Source organism: Deltaproteobacteria bacterium, assembly GCA_026712905.1.
Classification (GTDB): Bacteria; Desulfobacterota; Binatia; order UBA9968; family JAJDTQ01; genus JAJDTQ01.
This window is the reverse complement of sequence record JAPOPM010000163.1, coordinates 37,495-62,126: the sequence shown is the minus strand read 5'-3', so window position 1 is coordinate 62,126 and position 24,632 is coordinate 37,495. Positions and strand designations below refer to the sequence as shown.

Annotated in this window: 20 protein-coding genes; 9 read left to right on the top strand and 11 right to left on the bottom strand. The window is 66.9% G+C overall.

Annotation, left to right across the window (positions count from 1 at the left end):
- Positions 1-60 precede the first annotated feature (60 nt).
- The 4 genes from OXF11_13425 to OXF11_13410 all read right to left on the bottom strand — a co-directional run bounded on the left by OXF11_13425 (position 61) and on the right by OXF11_13410 (position 6,784).
- Positions 61-702: an HAD hydrolase-like protein gene (locus OXF11_13425; GenBank protein ID MCY4488097.1), complete on the bottom strand. Its 642-nt coding sequence runs from the start codon at positions 700-702 to the stop codon at positions 61-63.
- A gap of 8 nt (positions 703-710) precedes the next feature.
- Entirely contained in the window at positions 711-1,766 is a 1,056-nt protein-coding gene (locus OXF11_13420) for a MoxR family ATPase (protein ID MCY4488096.1), read from the bottom strand.
- A 25-nt stretch (positions 1,767-1,791) separates the two neighbouring features.
- Entirely contained in the window at positions 1,792-3,387 is a 1,596-nt protein-coding gene (locus tag OXF11_13415) for a tetratricopeptide repeat protein (protein MCY4488095.1), read from the bottom strand.
- 73 nt (positions 3,388-3,460) lie between these two features.
- On the bottom strand, positions 3,461-6,784 hold the full coding sequence (locus tag OXF11_13410; protein ID MCY4488094.1) for a DUF4175 family protein: 3,324 nt from the start codon (positions 6,782-6,784) through the stop codon (positions 3,461-3,463).
- A 250-nt stretch (positions 6,785-7,034) separates the two neighbouring features.
- Here OXF11_13410 and OXF11_13405 point away from each other — a divergent pair, with 250 nt between their 5' ends.
- Positions 7,035-8,618, top strand: a complete 1,584-nt coding sequence (locus OXF11_13405) for an ethanolamine ammonia-lyase reactivating factor EutA (GenBank protein ID MCY4488093.1) — start codon at positions 7,035-7,037, stop codon at positions 8,616-8,618.
- Between the two features lie 17 nt (positions 8,619-8,635).
- Here OXF11_13405 and OXF11_13400 read toward each other — a convergent pair whose 3' ends face one another.
- The 6 genes from OXF11_13400 to OXF11_13375 all read right to left on the bottom strand — a co-directional run bounded on the left by OXF11_13400 (position 8,636) and on the right by OXF11_13375 (position 14,871).
- Entirely contained in the window at positions 8,636-9,631 is a 996-nt protein-coding gene (locus tag OXF11_13400; protein MCY4488092.1) for a TauD/TfdA family dioxygenase, read from the bottom strand.
- On the bottom strand, positions 9,632-10,957 hold the full coding sequence (locus tag OXF11_13395; GenBank protein ID MCY4488091.1) for an HlyD family type I secretion periplasmic adaptor subunit: 1,326 nt from the start codon (positions 10,955-10,957) through the stop codon (positions 9,632-9,634).
- Positions 10,958-11,184: 227 nt separating this feature from the next.
- Positions 11,185-11,838: a GPP34 family phosphoprotein gene (locus OXF11_13390; GenBank protein ID MCY4488090.1), complete on the bottom strand. Its 654-nt coding sequence runs from the start codon at positions 11,836-11,838 to the stop codon at positions 11,185-11,187.
- A 14-nt stretch (positions 11,839-11,852) separates the two neighbouring features.
- Positions 11,853-12,185: an STAS domain-containing protein gene (locus OXF11_13385; GenBank protein ID MCY4488089.1), complete on the bottom strand. Its 333-nt coding sequence runs from the start codon at positions 12,183-12,185 to the stop codon at positions 11,853-11,855.
- 140 nt (positions 12,186-12,325) lie between these two features.
- Complete coding sequence (locus tag OXF11_13380; GenBank protein ID MCY4488088.1) at positions 12,326-13,897, bottom strand: UbiD family decarboxylase; 1,572 nt, start codon at positions 13,895-13,897, stop codon at positions 12,326-12,328.
- 209 nt (positions 13,898-14,106) lie between these two features.
- Positions 14,107-14,871, bottom strand: a complete 765-nt coding sequence (locus OXF11_13375) for a class II aldolase/adducin family protein (GenBank protein ID MCY4488087.1) — start codon at positions 14,869-14,871, stop codon at positions 14,107-14,109.
- A 336-nt stretch (positions 14,872-15,207) separates the two neighbouring features.
- On the opposite strand from OXF11_13375, the gene ileS reads away from it, so the two are divergent.
- The 8 genes from ileS to OXF11_13335 all read left to right on the top strand — a co-directional run bounded on the left by ileS (position 15,208) and on the right by OXF11_13335 (position 23,358).
- The gene (gene ileS / locus OXF11_13370; protein ID MCY4488086.1) at positions 15,208-18,120 is read left to right on the top strand and encodes an isoleucine--tRNA ligase; all 2,913 of its coding nucleotides are present in this window, start codon (positions 15,208-15,210) and stop codon (positions 18,118-18,120) included.
- Positions 18,087-18,605 carry a signal peptidase II gene (gene lspA, locus OXF11_13365; protein ID MCY4488085.1) on the top strand — a complete coding sequence of 173 codons (519 nt, stop codon included), beginning with the start codon at positions 18,087-18,089 and terminating at the stop codon, positions 18,603-18,605. The genes ileS and lspA overlap by 34 nt, the downstream gene beginning before the upstream one ends.
- Positions 18,602-19,000 carry a hypothetical protein gene (locus OXF11_13360; protein MCY4488084.1) on the top strand — a complete coding sequence of 133 codons (399 nt, stop codon included), beginning with the start codon at positions 18,602-18,604 and terminating at the stop codon, positions 18,998-19,000. The genes lspA and OXF11_13360 overlap by 4 nt, the downstream gene beginning before the upstream one ends.
- 49 nt (positions 19,001-19,049) lie before the next feature.
- Positions 19,050-20,282 (top strand): CoA transferase, encoded by a 1,233-nt coding sequence (locus tag OXF11_13355; GenBank protein MCY4488083.1) that lies wholly within the window; start codon positions 19,050-19,052, stop codon positions 20,280-20,282.
- A 94-nt stretch (positions 20,283-20,376) separates the two neighbouring features.
- Positions 20,377-21,591: a CoA transferase gene (locus tag OXF11_13350; GenBank protein MCY4488082.1), complete on the top strand. Its 1,215-nt coding sequence runs from the start codon at positions 20,377-20,379 to the stop codon at positions 21,589-21,591.
- A 64-nt stretch (positions 21,592-21,655) separates the two neighbouring features.
- Positions 21,656-22,123, top strand: a complete 468-nt coding sequence (locus OXF11_13345; protein ID MCY4488081.1) for a M67 family metallopeptidase — start codon at positions 21,656-21,658, stop codon at positions 22,121-22,123.
- On the top strand, positions 22,120-22,977 hold the full coding sequence (locus tag OXF11_13340; GenBank protein MCY4488080.1) for an alpha/beta hydrolase: 858 nt from the start codon (positions 22,120-22,122) through the stop codon (positions 22,975-22,977). The genes OXF11_13345 and OXF11_13340 overlap by 4 nt, the downstream gene beginning before the upstream one ends.
- 96 nt (positions 22,978-23,073) lie before the next feature.
- Complete coding sequence (locus OXF11_13335; protein ID MCY4488079.1) at positions 23,074-23,358, top strand: DUF3553 domain-containing protein; 285 nt, start codon at positions 23,074-23,076, stop codon at positions 23,356-23,358.
- 77 nt (positions 23,359-23,435) lie between these two features.
- Here OXF11_13335 and OXF11_13330 read toward each other — a convergent pair whose 3' ends face one another.
- Complete coding sequence (locus OXF11_13330; protein MCY4488078.1) at positions 23,436-24,590, bottom strand: AAA family ATPase; 1,155 nt, start codon at positions 24,588-24,590, stop codon at positions 23,436-23,438.
- Between the last annotated feature and the right edge of the window lie 42 nt (positions 24,591-24,632).

The window sequence follows — 24,632 nt, the reverse complement described above, 5'->3', positions numbered from 1 at the left end:
TCGAGTTTCAGGTTCAAGACGTCCCTATCGTATGATGTCCGGGATGCGCGTGTAAACACGCTAGTGCGGTGTCTGGTTTCCGTCGCCCAGCAACTCGAGCAACTCTTCCGGTGTATCCACGATGAAATCGGGGGATTCCAGCGCCAGGGTCTCGCGCGCCTGATAGCCCCAGGTGACGCCGGCGGTCCGGACTCCGGCGGCACGGCCGTGGTGGATGTCTCCGCGCGTGTCGCCGATCATGAAGGCTTCACCCGGCGGCACCTCGAAGCGTTCGAGGGCGTGCCGGATCTTGTCGCTCTTGGTGCCGGGCCGGCCGGCGTCGAGCACCAGGGAGACGCACGCGTCCACGCCGTTGCGGGCGAGGCCGTGCCTGACGATGTGTTCGTAGTTGGAGGTGACGACTACGAGGGTGTGCTCTTCGGAGAGCGCTCGCAGTAGACCGGGAATGCCGGGAAACAGGGCGGGCTCGTAACCGCCGGCCCCCAGCACCTCGTGAATGCGCCGGGTGTAGTCCTCGATGCGATCCTCGGACACGCCCAGAAGCGTGGCGACGCCCGTGGCGTTCAGGTCCTCGATGGTCTCGAAGTCATGCCGCGTCGGCGGGCGCCCCAGACCGGTGTCCACGGCGGTTTGCCGGAAGGCGGAGAGCAAGGCATCGAAGGAGTCGACGAGAACGCCGTCATAGTCGAAGTGGAGCAGCATGCGGCTGTTCACGCCGCGGCGCTGCCCTCGGCGGCGGGGCGCACCTCCTCCATCAGCCGTGCGATGATGTCCAGCGACGACAAACCCTCGGCCTGGGCCTTGAAGTTGGGGATGATGCGGTGGCGCATGACCGACGGCGCCATGGCCTGCACGTCTTCCACCGATACCGCGAAGCGCCCGTCCAGGATGGTGCGGGCCTTGCTTCCCAGTACTAGGAACTGCGACGCCCGCGGCCCCGCGCCCCATTCGACGTAGTCCTTCACCACTTGGGGGGCCTGGGGATTGCCCGGCCGGCTGGCCTGGGCCAGCGACACGGCGTAGTTCACCACGAAGGGCGACACCGGCACCCGCCGCACGAGTTCCTGGTAACCGAGGATCGCCGGGCCGTCCATCACCTTGGCGGGTTCGGGGTGGTTGGTGGACGTGGTCTGCATCACGATCTGCACTTCGTCCTCCAGGGGCGGGTACGACACCTCGATGTTCAGCATGAAGCGGTCGAGTTGCGCTTCCGGCAGGGGATAGGTGCCTTCCTGCTCGATGGGGTTCTGGGTGGCCAGGACGAAGAACGGCAGGTCCAGCGGATAGGTGGTGCCGCCGGCCGTGACACGGTACTCCTGCATGGACTGGAGCAACGCCGCCTGGGTCTTGGGCGGGGTCCGGTTGATCTCGTCCGCGAGCAGCACGTTGGTGAAGATCGGCCCCTTCAGGAACTGGAGTTGCCGCCGCCCCGTGGCGGCGTCCTCCTGGAGGATGTCGGTGCCGGTGATGTCCGACGGCATCAGGTCGGGGGTGAACTGGATTCGGTTGAACTGCAGGTCCAGCACGTCGGCCAGGGTGCTGATGAGCAGGGTCTTGGCCAGCCCCGGCACCCCCACCAACAGGCAGTGGCCCTTGGAGAAAAGCGCGATGAGCACCTCGTCGACGACCTTGTCCTGGCCGACGATGACCTTGCGGATCTCCCCGAGCATGGTGCGCCGCTTCGCGCCGAATTCCTCGATGGCCGCCAGTTCCTGATCCAGTAGTTGCGCTTCGTCGGCGCCCACGTTCTTGTCCGTGTCGTCCATGGGGGTGTGATTCCTTCCGGTTGCGCTATCCGCGCAGCTTCCGCATGATCTCGCGGGTCTTGCGCACGCCCGCGTCGTCTCCGATGGCCTCGTAGACCTGGCTGAGCACACGATAGACCCCAGGGTGGAACGGGTTGATCTGCAGGGCTTCCCGCAGGGCGTCGCGCGCGCGCGCGTGTTCTCCCGTTGCGTGGTGGAGCTGGCCCTTGAGATAGTACGTGTGCACCGCGTCGGGGTCGAGGTAGCCGGCCTTGTCCAGGTGCGGCAACGCCTCGTCGTAGAGCCGCGATTGGATCAGGGTCTCGCCCAGCCGGTTGAGGATGATGGTGGAGTTGGGCCCGGCGCGGAGCGCCCGGCGGTACTCGGCGCTGGCCGCCCGCAGCCGGCCGCGCGTGCGCAGCCGGTCGCCAAGATGGGTGCGGTTGCGGGCGATTTCCGACTGGATCTCGTCCAGCTCCACGGGCGGGGGGTCGCCGCCTTCCTCCGCCAGCTTGTACGTGCGGATGCGGCTGCCCTGAACCGTGGTCAGCCCCTGGCCCTCCACGAAGTTCCGCCAATCCGCCTCGAAGCCGTCCAGCGGCATGCCCATGACCGCTTCGATGGCTTCCGCCGTGGAGAGCCGGTTCACCAGGGACAGCACCTCGCGGATGCCCGCGGGTCCCTTGATGCGCGTGATGTAGTCCACCGCCGAGGCCACCTCCGCGTAGGCGAGCTGGACCTGCTGCGGCGTGTCCAGGCGGATCAGGGACGGCTCCATGTCCTTGAAGCTCACGAACTCCTGTTGCTCGACGGCGGTGGCCAGCAGGGTCTCGTTGGCCGGCGTGAGGTAGTCGGGGCGTTCGCCCTGCGTCGGATTGCGCCACACGGTCTCGTAGTAGCGCGCGATGCCTTCGTGAAGCCAGATGGGTGTCTTGTTGTGGGTCAGGTGGACGATGGCCAGGTGGATGTACTCGTGAACCAGCGAGTCCAGCCAGCGGTAGCCGCGGGCCATGACCCGCGGCGAGATGACCATCACCTTGTTGAACTTGCACAGGCCGATGGCGCCGGTTCCCTCGATGTCCCGCAGGGTGAACGTGGTGATGGCCATGAAGGAGCGCGAGTCGGGCGCGATCTCGATGCGCGCCTTGCCGCGCGGCCAGTAGCCCAGGGCGCGCCCCACCTCCTGGTGCGCCTGTTCCAGCGCCGCCAGCGCCGGCTCCGCGAGGATGCCGTCGCTCTCCTCGTGAAGGTGCAGCACGAAGTGGTCGCTCTCGTAACGCCTGAACCCTGCGGTGACGTCCTGAGTCTGTTGCAGCAGCAGCCGGAGGGCATGACGCTGCTCGTCCTCGGCGTCCACGGCCAGCGCCTTTTCCACGGTCTTGAGGGCCTTGTCGTAGTCGCCTTCGTAGTAGGCCAGAAGCGCCGCCAGATCCAGCGCGTCCAGCGAGCCGGGGTCCGCCGCCAGCAGGCTGTCGACCACCGGGCGGGCTTCCTCCACCGCCCAGGCACCGAGCAACTCCCGTGCCTTCTCGATCTCGGACGCGGGCTCGTCCGCGGCGTGTCCCGGCGCCGCGGCTCCCAGGCCGAGCAGGGCCGCGAGCCACAGGACACGACACGCCGTTTGGAGTCTCAGCCGTTTCATCATGGTCTTCCGCACCGTCGCCGCCGCGTTGGCACATGGCCCGGGTCACGAGCCGCCCGCACGGCACGCTCCGCTATTGTGACAACTCCCTGAAGTAGCGCTCGATCTGTTCCTTGAACTGATCGGGCACGCCTTCCCTGAGCGATTCCAGGACTTCCTCGCGAAACCGTTCGGGCCGGTAGTCGTCCTTGCCGGGCAGCTTGAACTTCTCCGTGTCCAGTCCGGTGAGGTTCTCGTCGATGTCGTGCTCGGGGAACTGGGGTGCACCGGTGGGCGGCAGGAACTCGCCGGTGGGCAGGAACCGGCCCCGGCGGAATACGTGCACCAGCGGCACGCGCCCGAAGCGGCCGCGCTGCGCCATCCGCTGCATGGCCTGCTGCATTTGCTGACTCGACTGGGACAGGAGGTTGATGGCCTGCTGCTCGGGCGGCACGGCTTGTCCCGGGCGCAGCGACCCCAGCTCGTGCCGGGCCTCGGCCATGGATTCCCGCGCTTCGGCGATGCTGTTGACGATCGTCGGGTCGAGCGACGGGAAGAGCTGGAACAGGTACCGGAGCCGGTCGACGAGGTCCCGGGTGCGCCGTTCCAGCACGTCCTCGCGGGTCGCCAGCGAGCGCGTGGCCTCCTCCTGTTCCGGAGTGAGATCGGGTTCGGGAAGGCCGGCGATGGCTTCATAGGCGCGCGCCAGCTCGGTCATCATGGCCAGCGCGGCGTTCTGCGCCGGGTCCAGCTCGCCCATCCCCGCCAACGCTTCGGTCGCCGGTCCGAGCTGTTTGGACAGCGTGTCGAAGTCCCGGTTCTTGAGCATGTCGCGCAGTCCGGTCAGGAGCCCCCGAATGGCCTCGTTGCGCTCCCGTTCGGCCGGCGTGCGTTGCCGGTCGCTCTCGAGGTCGGGGGCGGCCAGCAGTTTTTCCAGCACCGCCAAGTCGGTCCGTGTTCCGGCCGCGAGCTCCTGGGTGGCCCGCTCGCGGATCTCCTCGATCTTCCCGGCGATCTCCTTGTGGGTGCGTTCGGTGCCCAGGAGGATGTCCTGCTGTTCCTGGAGAATCTCCATGAGCTCGTTGCTGGACTGGCCCATGGCCCCCTGCATGCGCGACATCATGTTGCCCTGGGCCTGTTGTTGTCCGCTGCGCAGCATGGCGGCCAACTGCGCCATCTGGTTGAACATCTCCCGCGCCATCTGGAGCGCCCCTTCGATGTCGCCTTCCCTCAGTTTCTGGCGGATCTGCTCCATCATCGAGCGCATGTCCGAGAAGGGCATGTTGCGCATGGACGACGGGTTGACGAACTCGTTGGGCATCTGGCGGGCCAACTGCGAGAGCGAGGCCTGAAGCTCCTGGAGCTGCTGTGCCAGCTTGGACAACTCCTGGAGCACTTCGTCCAGCTCCTTGTTGCCGCTGCGCAGCTTCTCCAGCGACTCGAGAAAGCGTTCCTGGTTCTTGACCATGTCGCGGGCGGAGTCGGCCATGTCCTGACCCGTCATCCGGCGGCTCACGTCCTCGCTCAGCATCGAGAGCCGCTCCAGCTCGGTGGCCATGGCGTCGTGGGCGCGCTCGCGCTCCTCCGGCGACGCCGCCTGGCGCATCTGCTCCACCAAGTCCTCGCGCGCATGCCGCAGGTTGCGCTTCAGGGTCTCCAGGTCGGACCACGTGGCGAAGTCGCTGATGCGGTCCTCGCGCGTACGCTGCATGGTGTCGTCCACGCGCTGCATCATCCGGTCGATGCCTTCGGCCAGCCGTTCTATCGGCCGGTCCGCCGCCTGCTCGTCACCGGCCGGCTGGTCCGGCGGCGCCTCCAGGTGGTCGCCCAGCAGGTCCACCATCTTGTCCGAGATGTCGCGGATCATCTCGGCGACCTGGCGGTGCTCGGCCTTGAGATTCTTGAGGCGCAGGCTCAGGGGCCGCGACTTGCCCACCTTGGGACCCGAGATGGTGTCGTTGTCCAGCACCTCGAGGTGGTAGACCACCACGTCGCCTTCCTCCAGGCGCATGCCGTCGAGGTCCCAGATGAAGGTCTCCTGGAGTTCACGGGTCAGCTCGGCGCGCCACACCGGGATGCGCTCCTCGCGCTCGCCGATGGTGGCCACCAGCGTGACTTCCTGGAGGCCGTAGTCGTCGTTCGCGCGGTATTCCAGCGCGATGCGTTCGTCGCCGTTCACCTCCAGGTCTTCCGAGGGCTTGAGCACCTCCACCACCGGAAAGCCGTCGGGCACCGCGTGCATCGCGTAGGGAACCGGCAGGTTCTCGAAACCGAAGCCGTCCTCGATGCGAATGCGGTATCGCTGCGAGCGGAACAGCACCAGGCTCCCCTGGGCCAGGTCGCCGGCTACCTTGAGCGGCACCTCCCGGCCGTCGTCCAGGGCGACGACGGCGCCCGCCATGGCCTTGTTGGCGCTGGCGGAGAAGCTCAGCGTGGAGCCCTTGATGCCGCGCACGTTGCCGCTGGAGAAGGTCTGGTGTGGCAGGCCGGTGTAGTGGGGCGGATAGAGGGTGACCTTGAGGCCGGTGACCACCGGCCGGTCCACCGCCGTGATCCGGTACCAAGGTGAGACGAAGGGGCCGGTCACCACGCGATAGTCCAGATCTTCCGTGACCTCCGGCAGCACCGCCGCGTAGCGGTTGGCGTCGCCGGCGTTCTCGCCGGTCGTCATGGCGACGGCGTCGACCCCGGCGGCTTCGCCGGCGCCGGAAGAGGGCGGGGGCCGGAAAGCGAGTTCCACGACCTCGGGCTGCGCGCCGGAGGTGACGGCTTCCACCGATACCGCGGTGCCGCGGATGACGCGCACGTCGCGGGTCACGACGTGGATGAAGATCTCGGCGGGCGGCATGTGCTCCAGCGGGTGTGCGACCAGCGCCAGGGAGCGCGCGGGGAACCCCGGATGCCACAAGGCGAGCGCGAGGACCGGGATCACGGCCAGCGCGAGCAGGCGCGCCTTGGTCCGGAGCGGCCGGGTGTCCACCAGTGCGGTGGGCCGCAGGTCGCCGATCTGTGCGCGGGTCTGGCGGATGAGCGCGAGGATCATCGGGGCCGAGACGCCGGCGCCTCTTCCCGGGTCCGCGAGTTGCGGATAAAGCTGCAACGAGTTGATCAGGTTGTTGCGCAGGTCCGGATGTTGCCGTTCGATGGCGCGCGCCGCCCACCCCAGGCCCCGGCGGCGCAGGAACGCGTACAGGATGAATCCCGCCAGCACCAGGAGAATCAGGATGGACAGCACGCTGAAGACCAGGGGCGCGTAGAGGAGCCGCTCCTTCACCAGGTCGACGCCGACGCCCAGGGCCGCCAGCACCGCCAGCGCGGTGGCGCCGAGGCAGAGCGCCTCCAGCCCCTCGACGGTTCGCAACCGCGCCAGGAACCTCTTCAGGAAATCGTCGATCGGGCGGTATTCTTCTTCGTGCACTGGAGGTCCCTTCCCGGCGCCTCGGGAACGCTTGTCGACCCTTGATAGCCTGGGTGCAACGCGCGTTCGGCACCGACCGAAAGCACGCGATTCATTCTAGAGTTTTTTCCCGTTTTGACAAGCGCTCTCGACCGGATGTTCCGGCGCATCGCGGCGCGTCGGCCGCGCCGCCCTCCAACTGGAAAGCCGCCGGGGCTTGTGCTAGTAGCCAACCATGTTTGCCCGCATTTCCCGAAAGGAACCTTCTTGAATGGATCGCGATTCCGCCGAGCTTCCTCTCCTGTGTCACGAAGGACATGAAGACCACGACCACGACGACATGCCGCTGCCCGATGAAGACCACCCCATGTGGCGCTCGGAGCGCATCTCGCTGACTTCGGTCGGCATCGACATCGGCTCGTCCCCCTCCCATCTCATCTTCTCCAGGTTGTTGCTGCGCCGCCAGGGCATCTCCCTGTCGAGCCGCTTCGTGGTGGTGAGCCGCGAGATCGTGTACGAGTCGCCGATCCTGCTGACCCCGTACGTCGACAAGCTCACCATCGATACGGAGAAGCTCAACGATTTCATCCACGACGCCTACGCGCGCGCCGGTCTTACGCGGCAGGACATCGACACCGGCGCCCTGATCGTGACCGGCGAGGCGGCCAAGAAGAAGAACGCCGAGGCCATCGCGGCCCTGTTCTCGGAGGAGGCGGGCAAGTTCGTGTGCGCCACCGCGGGGCACAACCTCGAGGCGATCCTGGCGGCGTTCGGCTCCGGCGCGGTGGAGTTGTCCAACCAGGACGGAGATGTCGCGTGCATGAACGTGGACGTCGGCGGCGGCACCAGCAAGATCGCGGTTACCCGCGACGGGCAGGTGGTGGACACCGCGGCGCTCGAGGTGGGCGCGCGGCTGGTGGCGCTGGACGGCGCGCAGCAAATCAACCGCCTGGAGGACGCGGGCGCGCGCGTCGCCGCGGCCAGCGGCCTGTCGCTGGCCCTGGGCCAGACGCTGGCGGAGGCCGACAAGGAGCGCATGGCCGACACCCTGAGCGGCTGTCTCATGGAAGTGCTGGGACGCGGGCCGCTGTCGCCGCTGACCCGGGAGATGATGCTCACGCCGGCGCTGTCCTACGAGGGGCCGATCCACACGCTCCAGTTCTCCGGCGGCGTGTCCGAGTACATCTACGGCTACGAGACCGCGGACAAGGGAGACCTGGGCAACTACGTGGGGCGCAAGATCCGCGCGGGCGCGGTGGAACTGTCGACCCGCGAGTCGTGGCGGTTCAAGGAACCGGACGTGCGCATCCGTGCCACGGTCATCGGTGCGTCGCAGTACACGGTGCAGGTGAGCGGCAACACCATCTTCCTTTCCGACGACTCGGTACTGCCGCTGCGGAACCTGCAGGTGATCACGCCTCATTTCCGCCAGACCGAGCCGCTCTCCACCGAGGACGTGCGCGGTTCCATCGAGAACGCGCTCCAGCGCTTCGACATGACCGACGGCGACCGCGGCGCGGCGCTGGCGCTCCATTGGGACCTGGGCCCCTCCTACCCCCTCATCAAGACCCTGGCCACCGGTGTGGTGGAAGGCATGCGCGAGCACCTGCGCCGGGGACATCACCTCGTGCTGGTGTTCGACGCGGACATCGCCAAGCTCGTGGGCAACATCATCGACAAGGAAATCCTCCCCGGGGCCGGGGTCATCTCCATTGACGGCATCGACCTCAAGGACTTCGACTTCGTCGACATCGGTGAGGAACTGCCGGACGCCAAGGCGGTGCCGGTGGTCATCAAGTCCCTCATCTTCCGCCACGAGGAATGGGGCCGGGGGCGGCTGCTGGCCACCGAATGACCCAAGGCCGCGGCCGCTCACGCCGCCGGGACGCGTTCCTTCCCCTTGCGCCGAAGACGGATCGGGTGCTCCGGATCGAGGGGCCTGAAGTCGGCCACGGAGAGCCAGACTCTCAGCAGATGGCGCTCGGAGCCGTCGCCGGTGAAGCGTGTGCGCGAATGCAGGACCACGTGGTTGTTGAAGTACTCGACGTCCCCGGGTCGAAGCTCCAGTGAAACCGCCACCTGGTCCGCGACCTCGTTGAACACCTCCAGTGCCTGGTTCTGTGCCGCTGTCAGCTCCGGAACCCCCGCAAGTCTCTGTGCCCGCTTGATGTGCACCGGATAGGCGCAGGCGTTGAAGACGCCGTCGCGGACGCTCACGAACGGCAGGCGGGTCCAGCGGTGCCCGTAGTCCGGATGAGGCTCCTGCAGCGCCACGTGGAAGGGGCGGGTGAGGACGCGCAGTTGATCCGGACAGTCGGCCGCCAGGATGTTGTAGACGCTGGCGGCGCTGGCGAAGCGCCGTGTGCCGCCGCCACGGGCGGCGCGCAGGCACACGAACCCGATCACGTCTTCGAGGTCGGCGTGGAAGGGAAGGGCGCCGGCGGCGCGGAAGCCCAGACCCTTGTTCTCCGCCTCCTCGCGCACGTGCGCGAGCGTAACCCCTCTGAACTGTTCCACGGGCTCGCCGAGACACCGGCTCAGCGCCATGAACGTCGTGGCCGCGGCCTGTGCCGTCAGCTCCTGAACCGGAAGCCCGCGCAGGATCCGGAACCCCACGCCCGAGCGCAGCTCCCACCCGGTCCGCGCCATCTGCCACGCGAGGAAGGAACCTGCCGGCACCGAGGGGGGTTCGCCGTGAAGGGCGGCGCGAGACATCGCCGACAACTCCGTCAGCTCGTTCGGGGTGAAATCATGCAACCACGCGGGCGACCGGTCGAGGTCGCCCGGCACCCATGCCGCGGGGTCGGACGCCCGCGGGAACTCCGCCGTGCATGGAACAGGGGTCGAAACGTTCGTGTCCGTGTGCACTTACTTCTCCCGGAATGCGTCCTGCCGGTAGCCGCGAAGAGGCTGAAGGACGTATTCGATGAGGCGTTGTTTGCCCAGGATGACCGCGGCCTCCGATGACATGCCGGGCAGCAGGTTGATCTTCCGGCCCTCCACCACCATGTAGCTCTGGTCGAGATCGATGAGAGCCTTGAACACGGGGCCGCTCGGTACGGTTCCGGACGCGGGGGAGGATGCGCCTGCCGCACCCGCCGAGACTCCGTCCTGGGCTCCCGCGTTCACCGCGTCCTTGCCGACGTGGCGCACGGTCCCCTCGATGGCGCCGTAGCGGCGGAAATCGAACGTGGTCACCTTGAGGGTGACCCGCTGGCCGGGCTTGACGAAACCGATGTCGGAATTGGCGATAAACGCTTCCACCTGGATGCCGGCGTCGCGGGGAACGATGACCATGAGTCGGGCGCCCGGTTCCACCATGCCGTCTTCCGTATGCACCGCGAGGTCCTGGACGACGCCGTCCACGGGTGCGCGCAGGGTATGGCGCGCGCGCAGCTCCCGCGCCTGGCGAATGTCCTCGCGCAGCACGAGGATACGCTCGCTCACGGCGGCCAGGGCGCCCCGGCGCTCGCGGTAGAACTCCGACACTGTCCGCTCCTTCTGCGCCCGCATCGCCGCCAACCCGGCCCGGACCTCGGCCAGCTCCCGCTCGCGCAACGCCGTGTTGCCCTCCATCTCCACCAGCCGTTCCTGTTCGTCGATGAAGGCCAGGCGTGAGCCGTGGTTCGTGCGATAGAGGGTCTCGCGCATGGCGGTTCGCTCGCGCAGGATCGGCAGAAGCCGGCGATGCTTCGCCAGGGCGGCCTCCAGGGTGCCCCTCTCCGCCCGGCGCTCGGCCATGCGGTTGTCGAGTTCCCGGAGGTGTGCGCGGTGCGCCGCGATCTGATCCGTCAGGAGTGCCTCGTGGATGGAGACGATCGCGGGCGGCGCGCCGTCGGGTGGGCGGAAGTTGCGTTTTTCGCGCCAGCCCAGGAGGGCCACCAGGCGCGCCGCCTCCACCGACCGGGTCTGGAGTTCGCTCGTGCGTTTGGAGATCTCGGCGTCCACGAGGGTCGTGTCGAACTCGATGAGGAGGTCGTCGCGTTCCACCGGGCTCCCTTCCTCCACGGAGATGCGCCTGATCTTGCCGGCCTCGAAGGACCGGATCACCTTCACCTGTTCGGTGGGGACGATCCGCCCGGGCGCCACCGCCGCCAGCTCCACCTCCGCCACGGAGGCCCACGTGAGCGTGCCCACGAGAAAGACGCACAACGCCACGAGCAAGAGTATGTCTGTGCGACGGGACTGGTTCATCACCGGCTCTCGGACGAGGCCAGATTCCTTCGGCCTCACGAATAAGGATCGACCACGGAGAGCCGGACTTTAGCGGCGAGGAGGTAGAACTTTCTTGGAAATGTGCAAGCGGGTGGGGCGCCGGAAGTACGGGCACGGGCTCGCAAAGCGGTGCCGGTCGACCCCGATCTGGTGGACAAGGCGCGTTGCGCCGGGCAGGGCTGTTCGAGTGGCCTGGCGGAAACTCGCTAGTGCGCCACCTGGGCCATGGCCATGGTGATGGACTCCTCGATGTCGGCGATGACGGCGCCGACCTCGCGGCCGATGAGGTCCATCTTGCGGAGCTGTTCGATGCGCGGGCGCACCCGCTCCATCTCCCGCTCCGAGAAAAGATCGCCGAGGATGTCGCAGGCGTCGACGAGGCATACCAGTGCGATGTCACGGGGATCGGGCATGTCGTCGGACAGCAGTACGTCCTCCATGCGCAGCTTGACGCCGCGTTCCACGCGCCCGTCGATGGTGGGATAGCGCCGCGACTGGAACACCCACAGGAAGCGCTCGTCCTTGGCCTCGATGATGCCGCGTTCGATGAGGTTGTCCATGACTCGCTGGCGAATGGCGGCGGCCTGCTCCCGCGCCAGCAACTCCACCCATCCCTTGGTGTCCAGGTTCTCGCCGGAGTTGGCGATGCGCTCCAGCGCGCCGTCGAACAGGGAATTGCCGGTAGGCGTGGCATCGATGACCACGAGCCGCTCGGGGTCCGTGTCGACGCGGTTGGCGAAAGCCAGATCCATCAACACCGCGCCGATCAGGATGTGTTCCACGGCGCCGCCGCGGATGGGCAGGAACAGCCCATCGTCGTCCAGCATCAAGAGTGTGATTTCTTCGGTGAATGTGAGCATGGCGTCGCCTCGACCTATCCCGCGGCGAGGGCTGAATCGCGGGTCTCGTGGTATTCGAGCATGTTGAGAAAGCCGCTGACCTCCATGACCGACTTGCACGAGGGCTGGAGCGCGCACACCGACAACTTTCCGCCTTGCTGCTGGCACTTCTTGGCGCTCACAAGGACCACGCGCAGTCCGGCGCTGCTGATGTAGTCCATGTTGGCGCAGTCCAACAGCACGCGATGATCGCCGCGCTCGATGATTTCCGAGATGCGTTTCTCCAGCTCGGGGCTGGTAAACCCGTCAACGCGCCCGCTCGGGGCCACAACGATCGTGGATCCGCTGGTTTCCTCTTGAATGTCCATCCGACACCTATTCCCGGGTTCGATAACCCTGTTCCTTGCACCCCGACGGCGTGATCGCCAATTACAACTGATCGGCCAAACTCAGAAACCGGCCCAACAATATCACAGGGTCGTGCCCTGGGCAACAAGCCCGCGGCCCGCTATTCCTTGCCGGGTTCGAATCCGCCCTGTTCGTGGTACACGACCTTTTTGTCTTCCTCGAAGGCGCGCACCGTGGGTATGGTGCCGCGCAGCCCCAGTTCCTTCCAGCGTTCCGCCACCTGGTCGTACATCTCCCGGCGCAGGGTGGTGCGCTTGGAGAAGACCGGCAGGTAGCGGTGCTCCTTGCAGGCGTTGATGAGCGCCTTGGAGCCGTAGGGCCGCTCCTCCGGCGGGTTCTGGGTCGGGTCCAGCCACGTGCTCCAGGTGTTGCGCAGCACGTCGATGTCCTCGATGGGGTTGGAGCGGCTGCTCATGGCCCAGATCACCTGGTCCATGTCCGTGGGGTCGATGTCCTCGTCCACGGCAATGATCCATTTGGTGTAGTAGGCGCCGCCGGGTACCTGCGCCGCCAGCGCCAGGCACTGGGCCGCGTGACCGGCGTAGCGTTGCTCCAGGCTGATGACCGTCATGCCGAAGCCGCCGGCGCCCGCCGGGTGGGCGTAGACGCCTTGCACGCCCGGGATGCCGAGCTTCTCCATGTCGTCCCAGATGCGCGCCGAGCGGATGATGGCGAAGAAGCCGCTCTGCTCGCACGATGGGTAGTCCGCCATGATGGCGTTGGTGAGCACCGGGCGGGTGCGATGGTGCACGCGGGTGACCTCCACCAGCGGACAGCCCGCCTCGGGCCGGCCGTAGTAGCCCGGAAATTCGCCGAACGGCCCTTCGGTCTTGACGGAATTGGGGCGGATGACGCCCTCGATCACCAGTTCGGCGTTGGCCGGCAGCAACAGGTCGCTGGTCTCGGCGCGCACCACCGGGATGGCTTCGCCCTTGATGCCGCCGGCGAACTCGTACTCGGACACGTTCTTGGGGAAGGTCTGGGAGCCCACCAGCATGAACAGCGGGTCGATGCCCCAGGCCGCGGCCACGGGCACGGCCTCGCCCTTCTCCCAGGAGCGGGTGATGTGCAGGCGCGCGTCCTTGCCCGGCGACAGGTAGAGCCCCACCTCGTTCTTGCCCTGGAGCATCATCCGGTAGGTGCCGATGTTGAGGTAGCCGGAGTCCGGGTCGCGCGTGAACACCGCGTCCGCCGTGCCGGCGTAGCGGCCGCCGTCCAGCGGCCAGTGGCGCGGGATGGGGAGCTGCTCCAGGTCGATGTCGTCGCCGGCGAGGGTGTTTTCGTACACCGGCGCCTGGGCCGCCGGGATCTCGCGCGGCGGAATGCGGTCCTTCATCTTCTCCTTCAGCCGGCGGATCAGCTCCAGCGTGGGAGTCTCGGGCGGCTCCTCGATGGTGAGGGCGATGCGCTTGGGGCTCGGCCCCAGGATGTTCCACAGCATGCGCGCGCCGATGGCGCTGTCCTCGAACCCCTTGGGGTTCTCGAACAGGATGGCGGGCGACGGCTCCTGCTTGGCCACCAGGTAGGTGATGGCGCTCATCTCCTCGTCGCGGTCCACCGGCTTGTCGATCTGGATCAGCTCGTTGACCCCTTCGGCCCGGTCGAGCCATTCACGGAGGTCTTGAATCGGGCGGCTGGTCCCCGCGGACCCGGCGCTGTTCGCTTCGGCCATGCTTCACCTTCCTTGTCGTGCGGTGTTCGTGGTTGTTGTCGGCGCCCGCTAGTGTGGTGTCTCACAAATACGCTTGTGAATCTGCGAGGGCATTTTGGTCGTCGGCAAGGCGCGATGACGAGCAGTGGCCAATACCACGTGAGGAAGAGCAACGCAGCCGACGGCCAAAAGGACCCGCAGAGTCATAAGCGTATTTGTGAGACACCACACTAGTCCTTCATGTCGTTCGGCAGCAGGCCGGAGAAATAGGCGAACGCGTGATGGGCGCGGCCGCGGTTCGTGGCACCCATGACGGCGATGTTCCGGTCCGGCATGGAGGGCGCCTCGCCGATGCTGCTGGCCACCCACTGCATGTAGGCGGTGCGCTCCAGGTAGACGGCGTGGCTCGTGGCCTCCTCGACACAGTCGCCCACCGTGGTCATGCCGTGACCCTGCATGAGCACGGCCATGCGGTCGCCCAGCGTGGCCACCAGCTCGGCGCCGTCCTGGAGCGTGTAGATGAGCCGGGGGCTGTGGAAGATGGGCGTTTCCGGGGCGAACGCCGAGGCCTGGTTGTAGATGGGACGGATGGGCACGCCGGCGATGGCGAAGGCCGTGGCCAGGGGCTGGTGCGTGTGCACCACCGAGTTGAGGTCCGGGCGCGCATTCAGGATGGCCGCGTGGATCATGGTTTCACGGGGCGGGATCTTGAGATCGATGACCGCCTTCTGGTTTCCGGCCTTGGCCCAGTTGGCTTCGCAGTTCTCCATGTAGTCGTCGATGTCCACTTCCATGAGGTCCTTGGCGCGGATGGACCCGAGGGGTGCGAGCACCGGCTTGATGAGCAGGCGATTGGTGCCGGGGATGCGCGCACTCACGTGGCCGTGGTAGTCGGCGAGTCCCTGGTGGAAGAGGATGCGCGTGGCCAGCGCCACGGTTTTCCTGAGTTGCCCGATCTGACGCGCGCTGGCCTTGCCTGGTTGTTTCTTGGCCATGGAGATGCCTCCTCGAAATGCCGAACCGGCACCCGCCGCGGGATTCGTCGATCACACGGATGAACGGCAAGGCGGAACGCTGCTTCAGCGGGAATGAGAACGAGCGGAAAGCCCGTCGGAACTGCCGGTTTCATATCACAAGGCCGCGTGTGAATCCACCCGGCGGCCGTCGGGCTGTACCATACGAAGCGGCTTTGTGTTACAACTCTTTTCAACCTGCTCGGCCCGATCAGCGGCCCGGTCGAGGACACGACGACTCGACCCGAGGCCCGAATTCCCCGCATGGTCAACCCGACGTTCCGGAAGTCGCTTGCCGGCAAGTGAGGGACGAAGTTCATGGATTACAAAGCAACGCTCAACCTCCCCAAGACCGCGTTTCCCATGCGCGGCAACCTGCCCCAGAAGGAGCCCGCGCGGGTGGAGCAGTGGGAGCGTGAAGCCATTCACGAGCAGATGGTGGAGGCCAATCGCGGCCGCCCGACGTTCATCCTCCATGACGGCCCCCCCTACGCCAACGAGCGCATTCACATCGGACACGCGCTCAACAAGGTCCTGAAGGACATCATCGTCAAGTACAAGAGCATGCGCGGTTTCTGCGCGCCCTACATCCCGGGCTGGGACTGTCACGGGCTTCCCATCGAGCTGCAGGTGGAAAAGAGCCTCGGGCGCGCCAAGAAGAACGCCCTCAGCAAGGTGGAGGTGCGCAGGCTGTGCCGGGAACACGCGGAGAAGTTCATCGGGGTGCAGCGCGAGGAGTTCAAGCGCCTGGGAGTGCTGGGTCGGTGGGAGGAGCCTTACCGCACCATCGACTATTCCTATGAGGCCACCGAGGTGCGCGAGCTGGGCAAGTTCATGGCCAGCGGCGCGATGTACCGGAGCAAGAAGCCGGTGTACTGGTGTGCGTCCTGCGCCACCGCCCTGGCCGAGGCCGAGGTCGAGTACAACGATCAGGTGACGCCCTCGGTGTACGTGAAGTTTCCGGTCAAGGATGCCAAGGGAAAGCTGCCCGATGAGGACTGCGCCTTCGTCATCTGGACCACCACGCCCTGGACGCTGCCGGCCAACCAGGCCATCGCCCTGCACCCGGAGATGCGTTACCGGCGGGTACGCACGCCCGCGGGCGTGCTGGTGGTGGCGGAGGAGCTGTCGTCCTCGCTGATGGAGGTCTTCGGCTACGGCGCCGGCGAGTTCGAGGCGCTGGAGGGGTCCTGGTCCGGGGCCGAGCTGGAGGGCATCGTGTGCGCGCACGCGTGGCTCGAGCGGGACGTCGCGGTCATCCTCGGCGACTTCGTCACCGCGGATCAGGGTACCGGCTGCGTTCACGTGGCGCCGGGCCACGGGCACGAGGACTTCGAGGCCGGCCAGCGCTACGGCCTCGAGGCCTACGCGCCGGTGGACGGGGCCGGACGCTTCACCGCGGACGCGGAGGAGTTCGCGGGCCAGATGGTTTTCGACGCCAACCCCGCCATCGTCGCCAGGCTGAGCGAGGCGGGCAAGCTGCTCAAGGCCCAGGACTTCAACCACAGCTACCCCCACTGCTGGCGCTGCAAGCAGCCGGTGCTGTTCCGCGCCACCGAGCAGTGGTTCATCTCCATGGCGCACACGGGTCTGCGGCAGGGCTCCCTGGACGCCATCGAGCGGGTGCAGTGGATCCCGCCCTGGGGACAGGACCGCATCACCGGCATGATGGCCAACCGGCCCGACTGGTGCATTTCCCGCCAGCGTTCCTGGGGCGTTCCCATCCCCGTGCTCTACTGCAAGGACTGCGGCGAGATGCAGTTGAGCGAGGCGCTGTGCGAGCACGTGGCGGAACTGTTCGAGGAAGAGGGGTCCGACGCCTGGTTCGCGCGCCCGCCGGAAGAGCTGGTGCCCGCGGGACTATCGTGCCGGGCCTGCGGTTCCACCCGGTTCTCCAAGGAGGAGGACATCCTGGACGTGTGGTTCGACTCGGGCGTGAGCCACGCCGCGGTGGTGGAACGCCGCCCGGAGCTGGGCGGACGGGCGGACCTCTACCTGGAGGGCAGCGACCAGCACCGGGGTTGGTTTCACACCTCGCTCCTGACCTCGGTGGGGACCCGCGGCCGGGCGCCCTACGAGGGCGTCCTCACCCACGGCTTCGTGCTCGACGGCAAGGGCCACAAGATGTCCAAGTCCATGGGCAACGTCACCGCGCCGCAGGAGATCATCAAGAAGTTCGGCGCCGACATCATCCGGCTGTGGGTGGCCGCCGAGGACTACCGCGACGACGTGCGCATCTCCAACGAGATCCTGAACCGCCTGGTGGAGTCGTACCGGCGGCTGCGCAACACCGCCCGGTTCCTCATCGGCAATCTCCACGACTTCGACCCGGCGCGCGACGCCGTGAGCGCGGACGCCCTGGAACCCCTGGACCGCTGGATCCTCGACCGCAACCAGCGGTTGCTGGGACGGTGCCTGGATGCCTTCGACAGGTACGAGTTCCACTTCGTCTACCACGCGCTCAACAACTACTGCAGCGTGGACCTGAGCGCGCTCTACCTCGACATCGTCAAGGACCGGCTCTATTGCGCGGGGCGCGACTCCGCTGCCCGCCGCTCGGCCCAGACCGCCCTCCACGGCATCCTGCAGACCCTGGTGCACCTGATGGCGCCGGTGCTGTCGTTCACCGCAGAGGAGATCTGGGAGCACGCGCCGCGCACGGCGACGAGCCCCGACAGCGTGCTGCTCTCGCCCATCCCGGAACCCGACGAAGGGTTGCTGGACGCCGCGGTGGCGGCGGAGTGGGAGTTGCGGCTGGACCTGCGCGGCGAGGTGCTGAAGGCGCTGGAGGTGGCGCGCCAGTGCGGCGCCATCGGCCATTCCCTCGACGCGCGGGTGGCGCTTTACCCGGACGCTTACGACAAGGCGCCGGACGTCCGGGAGCTGCTGCGCGGAGGCGCGCCCATGCCCTGGGAGGATGTCTTCATCGTGTCGCAGGTGTCCGTCATGGCGGGCGGTGCGCCCGCGGACCTGGCCTACCCGGATCCCAAGGCCGAGCCTGGCGCCGAGGCCGGCAACGGTGACGGTGCCGCGGCCGCGGGTCAGGGCACGGGTTACGAGAGTACGCACCTGGGCGGGACCATCGCCGTGTACCCCGCGGACGGGGCCAAGTGCGAGCGATGTTGGAAGTATCACGTGGGCGTGGGCGAGGACCCGGACCAACCGGGCGTCTGCCCGCGCTGCGCGGAGGTGTTGCGATCTTTACCGCGGGCCGAAAACGCGCACGCGTAATCCTGCTGCTGGCCGCGATCCTGTTGCTCGACCAGGGCACCAAGCTGATCGTGGACCGCACGATTCCGCTGTACCGCTCCATTCCGGTCATCGAGGGCTGGTTCGACCTGACCCACGCGCGCAACACGGGTGCCGCCTTCGGGCTGCTGGCCGGCGAGCGCAGGGCCGTGGGCTCCTTCATTCTGATCGTGTTCTCGTTGGCGGCCGTGGGCTTCATCATCCACCTGCTGCGCAGGCTGGTGGAGACCGATACCGGGCTGATCCTGTCGCTGACGTTCATACTGGCGGGCGCGCTGGGCAACCTCATCGATCGCGTGTTCTACGGCGAGGTGATCGATTTCCTGGACGTGTACTGGAACGGTTACCACTGGCCCGCGTTCAATGTCGCGGACAGCTTCATCACCGTCGGCGCGGTGCTGTGCCTGTGGTTCCTGATGCGGACCAAGGGCCGGGACCCGTTCGCGCCGCGGAGTCCAACGGCGTGAACCGGCGCGGTGTTCTGTGCGTGGCGCTGCTGCTGGCACTCGCGGGCTGCCAGGGGGAAGGCGACACCACGCCTCGGGCCGCCGCCGAGGCGTTCTTGGACCGGCACTACGTCGAGATCGACCTCGCCAGGGCCAGGGATCTCACCGCCGGTCTCGCGCGGAGCAAGATCGATGAGGAGCTTCGGCTCACCTCGGGCCAGGCCATCGACGTGGCCACGCGCAAGCCCCGGGTCTACTACAAGCTGTTGCAACAACGGGAGTCCAGGGGACGCACCGCCTTTGTCTACGAGCTCACCATCCGCCCCGATGGAGGCGGCGAGTTCAACCGCAGACTCATGATCCGCGTGCGCAAGGAAGAGGCGGGTTGGCGCGTGTCGAACTACATGGAATACTGACTCAAAATCGAACCTTGGTTGAACGATGACTCTACGCGAAAACGGACCTTTGTCTCCCTATCGTATCCTGGACCTGACCGACGAACTCGGCTTCCTCTGCGGCAAGACGCTGGGTGATCTCGGCGCGGACGTGATCAAGGTGGAGCGTCCGGGCGGCGACGCGGCCCGGCGCATCGGTCCGTACCTCGACGGCGGGCAGGACCCGGAAAAGAGCCTCTACTGGTTCGCGTTCAACAACAACAAGCGCGGGATCACGCTGAACCTCGAGTCAGCCGAGGGGCGGGAGCTGTTCAAGCGTTTCGTGGAGAAGGCGGACTTCGTCCTGGAGACGTTCCGGCCGGGCTACCTGGAGGACATCGGCCTCGCCCACGACGTGCTGCGCGGCGTCAACCCCAGGCTGGTTCAGGTCTCCATCACCCCCTTCGGCCAGACCGGTCCCTACAGCCGCTACCGCGCCACGGACATCGAGATCATGGCCATGAGCGGCTGCATGTCGCTCACCGGCGATCCGGGCAAGCCGCCGCTCCGGGTGACCTTTCCCCAGTCCTACCAGTGGACCGGCTCCTACGCCGCCATGGCGGCGCTGGTGGCCCACACCCAGCGGCGGCGCACCGGCCGCGGCGAACACGTGGACGTGTCCGCCCAGGCGTGCATGCTCTGGGGCTTCTCCCACGCGCATACCTTCTGGGACCTCAACCGCTCGGTGGAAAAGCGCGCCGGCTCCTTCATGACCGGCCGCACCATCACCGGCGCCAAGATGCGGGTTTTCTGGCCCTGCAAGGACGGCTACCTGAACTTCATCATTTACGGGGGCGAGGCCGGCCGCAAGACCAACCAGGCGTTGGTGGAGTGGATGGCCGAGAAGGGTGAGGCGCCCGCGTTCCTGCTGGAAAGGGACTGGCGCACGTTCAACATCGAGCGCGTGACCCAGGAAGAGATCGACGTCATGGAGGCGCCCATCGCCGAGTTCTTCACCGGGGTCACCAAGCGGGAGTTCTTCGAGGCCGTGACCGGCCGCGGCATGCTGGGCTATCCCGTGTCCACCGCCCAGGAACTCCTGGCGGATCCCCAGCTCGCGGCGCGGGATTTCTGGCAGGAGGTGGAGCATCCCGAGTTGAACCGCTCCCTGACCTACCCCGGGGGGTTCGCCCGTTTCTCGGAAGTGCCGTGCCGGATCTACCGGCGGGCGCCCCTCATCGGCGAACACAACGGGGAAGTTTATGGCGAGCTGGGACTGGATGCCGGGGAGTTGGCGCGACTGGACAGCGCGGGCGTGATATAGCGAAAATTCTCGGCGGGCGACGCGGGACGAGGAACGCCATTGCCGGACGGTCCGCGTCGTCGCCTCATCAACGAATCCATGGAATGAAAGCGTCATGAAAGCACTGGAAGGTCTCAAGGTCGTGGAGGCCGCCGCATACGCGGCCGGACCCGTGGTGGGCAAGCATCTCGTGGACCAGGGGGCCACGGTGGTGCACGTGGAGTCGCGGACGCGGCCCGACGGCTTCCGCACCCACTATCCGCCGTACAAGGACAACATTCACGGGCTGAACCGGTCCGGTCTGTTCGCCCTGTGCAACAGCGAGAAACTGGGCATCACCCTCAACCTGAAGAAGGGCCCGAAAGCCCTTGCCCTGGCCAAGCGCCTCGTGGAGTGGGCGGACGTCCTGGTGGAGAACTTCAGCCCCGGCACCATTGGCCGGTTGGGCCTGGGCTACGAGGCCCTGAGGGAGGTCAACCCGCGGCTTATCATGCTGAGCAGCTCGAACCTGGGACAGACCGGACCCCACGCGCACCATCCCGGCTTCGGCTCCCAGCTCTCTTCCCTGGCCGGCTTCACCAACCTTACGGGCTACCGGGACGGCTCCCCCCAGATCCTCTACGGCCCCTACATCGACTACATCGCGGTGGGCTACGGCGTGGTGGCCGTGCTGGCGGCCCTGGAGTACCGCGAGGCCACCGGCCGCGGCCAGCACATCGATCTGGCGCAGTACGAGACCGGCCTCCAGTACATCGCGCCGTTGTTGCTGGACTACACCGTCAACGGCCGCATCGCCGAACGCGACGGCAACCGCCACCCGGAGGCCTCGCCCCACGGCGCCTTCCCCTGCGCGGGGGAGGACCAATGGTGCGTGCTGAGCGTGGCATCCGACGAGCAGTGGCGCGCGCTGTGCCAGACCATGGACCGCCCGGACTGGGGCGGCCGCGACGAGTACTCCACGGCCGAACGCCGGCGCGCCCGCGCCGACGAGCTGGAAGCGCGCATCGGCGAGTGGACCCGGCAATTCGAGGCGCGGGAGCTGGTGGAGAAGCTCCAGGCCGCGGGCGTCCCCGCGGGCATGATCAACGGCATGGAACAGATCTACGACGACCCCCAGCTCGTGCACCGGGGGCAGTGGACCCGCATGGAACAGGCCGAGATCGGCGCCATGTCCTACCAGCGCGCCCCCTACACCCTGTCCGAGAGCGACAGCGGCCCCGACCGCCCGGATCCTCTGCTGGGCGAGCACAACGCCTACGTCTACCGCGAACTGCTGGGCCTCTCGGAAGCGGAGTTCGAGGCGTTCACGCAAGAGGGAATCATCGACTAGTGCGGTCATCCCCGTTCGGTCGTTCCCGCGAAAGCGGGAATCCAGGAGTGGTGGGGAGGGTCCAGTGTTCGTGCTGAGCGAGCCGGTCTTCGCAAACATCGCTGAACACGCCTCGGAGACCTACCCGGAGGAATGCTGCGGGGTGATCCTCGGCGGCGAGGGCGGCGACGAGGTACATCGGCTCGAGAACATCCAGAACCGGCTGCACGCCACCGACCCCGAGACGTTTCCCAGGGACGCGCGGACCGCTTACACCCTGGATCCCAGGGAATTGGAAGCGATCCTGGAACAGGCGGAACGCCGCGGCCTGGCGTTCAAGGCCCTCTACCACTCCCATCCCGATCACGACGCCTACTTCTCCGCCGAAGACAAGGCCTGCGCCACGCCCTTTGGCGAGCCTACCTATCCGGACACGGCGCAGATCGTCATCTCCGTCATGGGCGGCAAGGTCGGCCGCGCCGCGGTCTACGCGTGGGACCCGGACGTCGGCGATTTCGTGGAGAGCCCGACGCGGAAAGTTCCGGGCCGTTGAAACCCGAACATCACAGCCTGGACGTGCGCGGTCTGCGCATACACTGGGTCGAGTGGGGCAGGCAGGGCTCGCAACCGCTCATCCTCGTCCACGGCTTCCGCGACCACTGTCGGACCTGGGACTTCTTCGTCGATGAACTACTGGCGACGCTGCCGGACCTGTGGCTCGTGGCGCCGGACTGTCGGGGCCACGGCGACAGCGGCTGGGTAGGCGCCGGCGGCTACTATCATTTCTTCGACTATCTGCTCGATCTCGACGCCCTCATCCGGCATTTTGGTCAACCGGTCGTGCGGCTCGTGGGCCACTCCATGGGCGGCACCATCGCGTGCCTGTACGCGGGGACTCATCCCGAGCGGGTGTCCAGGCTCGCGCTGGTGGAGGGATTGGGTCCGGTGGGGATGTCGTTCGCCGACGCGCCCGGTCGCGCGGCGCGATGGCTGGAGCAGGTTCCGGCGGTGAAGGAGGGCGCCGGCTACGCGAGTCCGGACGAGGCGGTGGACCGCCTCCTGCGCGCCCATCCGAGGTTGACGGCGGAACGGGCGCGCCACCTGGCGAAGCACGGCATGCGCCGTAGCGAGTCGGGCGCATGGCAATGGAAGTTCGATCCGCTTCACCGCACCACAACGCCGCAACCCTTCTACCTGGAACAGTTCCGCGCGTTCCTGCGCCGCGTCGCCTGCCCGACCTTGGTCGTTCAAGGCGCCGAGAGCGATCACCGGGAACGCGGCGACATCGAGGCTCGTTGCAAGCTGGTTCCGGGCGCAAGTCTGGTGACCGTTGCCGACGCGGGCCACATGGTCCAGCAGGACAACCCGGAGGCGCTGGCCGGTGTCCTGGCATCGTTCCTCGCGTGAGCAGCAGGGCGGTCACGGCACGCCGAGAGCGCCGGGCGCCGATTTGTATTGCCCGGCCGATGCTGTTACCGTGCAAGCCAAGCAGGGAGAAGGACCGTGCGCAACGACGTAAGGCTATTCCTGAGGGCGGGAGAGCAGGTCAAGCACAACCGCAACCTCCAGTGGGGCGTCGGCATCGTTGAAGAGGTGATGACCTCCAGCGTCCCTGGCGGCACCTGCCTCGCCCGCATCCGCTTCCAGGACGGCCGCCTTCGCGTCTTCCACAACGACCTCGACAACGAAAGCTGCTGCTACTACTTCGGCATCCGCCACTACGACGACCCCGGCCACAACGGCATCCGCCGCCAGCTCCTGGCGTATTTCGATGCCGACGACTGCTGACGAATAAAGTAGACCTTGGGCGCGGTACCGATGATCGGTCCGGGTGGCGAATCACGTCGGAGAGGTGCGTTTTCCCGTCAGGCCAGACCGGTCGTCGCCGGTAACCCCCCGGTCGTGCACACGTTGAACACCCAGTCACCCCGTCGCACGCGGTATGGGCGCTTGGCCGCGGGACTGACAAGGTAGTTGTCCCCCAGCGGATAAATTTCGCGGAACGCCTGGACCGCGGCGATGTTCAACCTGTCGGGATCGATCCGGCACTCGAAGAGATCCAACCGGTCGCGTCCCCGGCGGACCACGAAGTCCACCTCGCGGCGCGACTTGTCCAGCCAGTAGAAGATATCCTCGTCCCGGTGCCTGAAACGCAGAGCGTCCAGAACGAGATGCTCCCACAGCAGCCCGCGGTCGTCGTCCCTGACACTGTCCCAACCCTTTTCCAGCGTGACGAAACCCGTATCGAAGGCATAACACTTGGGGCGGCTGACGATCTCGCGCCGGCCGCCGCCATGGAAGGGGCGCACCAGATGCACCGCGTGAGCGATCTGCATGGCCTCGATGTGGGCCTTGACGGACGGACGGCTGAGTTCGCTGAGACTGGCGAGCTTACCGTAGTCGAGTTGCCCGCCGCTCTGGCGCAGCAGCAGCCGGAAAAGGGACAGGAAGCCCTGACGGTTGCGGATCGCGAACAGTTCCAGGATGTCGCGGGCGTAGAAGCCGTCGATCCATTCGCTGAAGAACTCGGGGTCCTTGCGCTCCGCCAACAGCGGCTCCGGCAGGCCGCCGTGAAGCAGCCGGCGGTCGAGACTTCCGATCCCGAACGGACCGGAACATTCCTCCCACAACACCGGGCAAAGGTGCACTTCCGCCTTGCGTCCCGTGAGCGAGTCACGAAACTTGCCGGTGGCAGCCAACGTCGACGATCCCGTGGCCAACACTCTGACCTGCGGATATTCGTCGGCCGCGATCTTCAATAGACGGCTGGGGTCGGTCAGACGGTGCACCTCGTCCAACACTACGACGGCCCCCGGCGTCTGACCTTCCAGGAACAGCTCCGGATCCTCGAGAGCCCGAAGCGAGGACGGCAGATCACAGTTCAGATGGATGACGTTCTCATCCGGCAGCATCCGCGCCAACGTCGTCTTGCCTACCCGACGGACTCCCGATAGCCAGACCACGGACCGACGTGACCAGGCTCGGAGGACTCGGTCCAACCAAAGTGCGCGTTCAATCATACTCGTATCTTACATTCAGGCGTCCAAATGTAAAGTATGATT

Coding starts and splice junctions, on each gene's coding strand:
- OXF11_13330 (MCY4488078.1), bottom strand. CDS start 24,590: ATGATTGAACGCGCACTTTGGTTGGACCGAGTCCTCCGAGCCTGGTCA.
- OXF11_13425 (MCY4488097.1), bottom strand. CDS start 702: ATGCTGCTCCACTTCGACTATGACGGCGTTCTCGTCGACTCCTTCGAT.
- ileS (MCY4488086.1), top strand. CDS start 15,208: ATGGATTACAAAGCAACGCTCAACCTCCCCAAGACCGCGTTTCCCATG.
- OXF11_13375 (MCY4488087.1), bottom strand. CDS start 14,871: ATGGCCAAGAAACAACCAGGCAAGGCCAGCGCGCGTCAGATCGGGCAA.
- OXF11_13415 (MCY4488095.1), bottom strand. CDS start 3,387: ATGAAACGGCTGAGACTCCAAACGGCGTGTCGTGTCCTGTGGCTCGCG.
- OXF11_13420 (MCY4488096.1), bottom strand. CDS start 1,766: ATGGACGACACGGACAAGAACGTGGGCGCCGACGAAGCGCAACTACTG.
- OXF11_13405 (MCY4488093.1), top strand. CDS start 7,035: ATGGATCGCGATTCCGCCGAGCTTCCTCTCCTGTGTCACGAAGGACAT.
- OXF11_13350 (MCY4488082.1), top strand. CDS start 20,377: ATGAAAGCACTGGAAGGTCTCAAGGTCGTGGAGGCCGCCGCATACGCG.
- OXF11_13385 (MCY4488089.1), bottom strand. CDS start 12,185: ATGGACATTCAAGAGGAAACCAGCGGATCCACGATCGTTGTGGCCCCG.
- OXF11_13395 (MCY4488091.1), bottom strand. CDS start 10,957: ATGAACCAGTCCCGTCGCACAGACATACTCTTGCTCGTGGCGTTGTGC.
- OXF11_13390 (MCY4488090.1), bottom strand. CDS start 11,838: ATGCTCACATTCACCGAAGAAATCACACTCTTGATGCTGGACGACGAT.
- OXF11_13380 (MCY4488088.1), bottom strand. CDS start 13,897: ATGGCCGAAGCGAACAGCGCCGGGTCCGCGGGGACCAGCCGCCCGATT.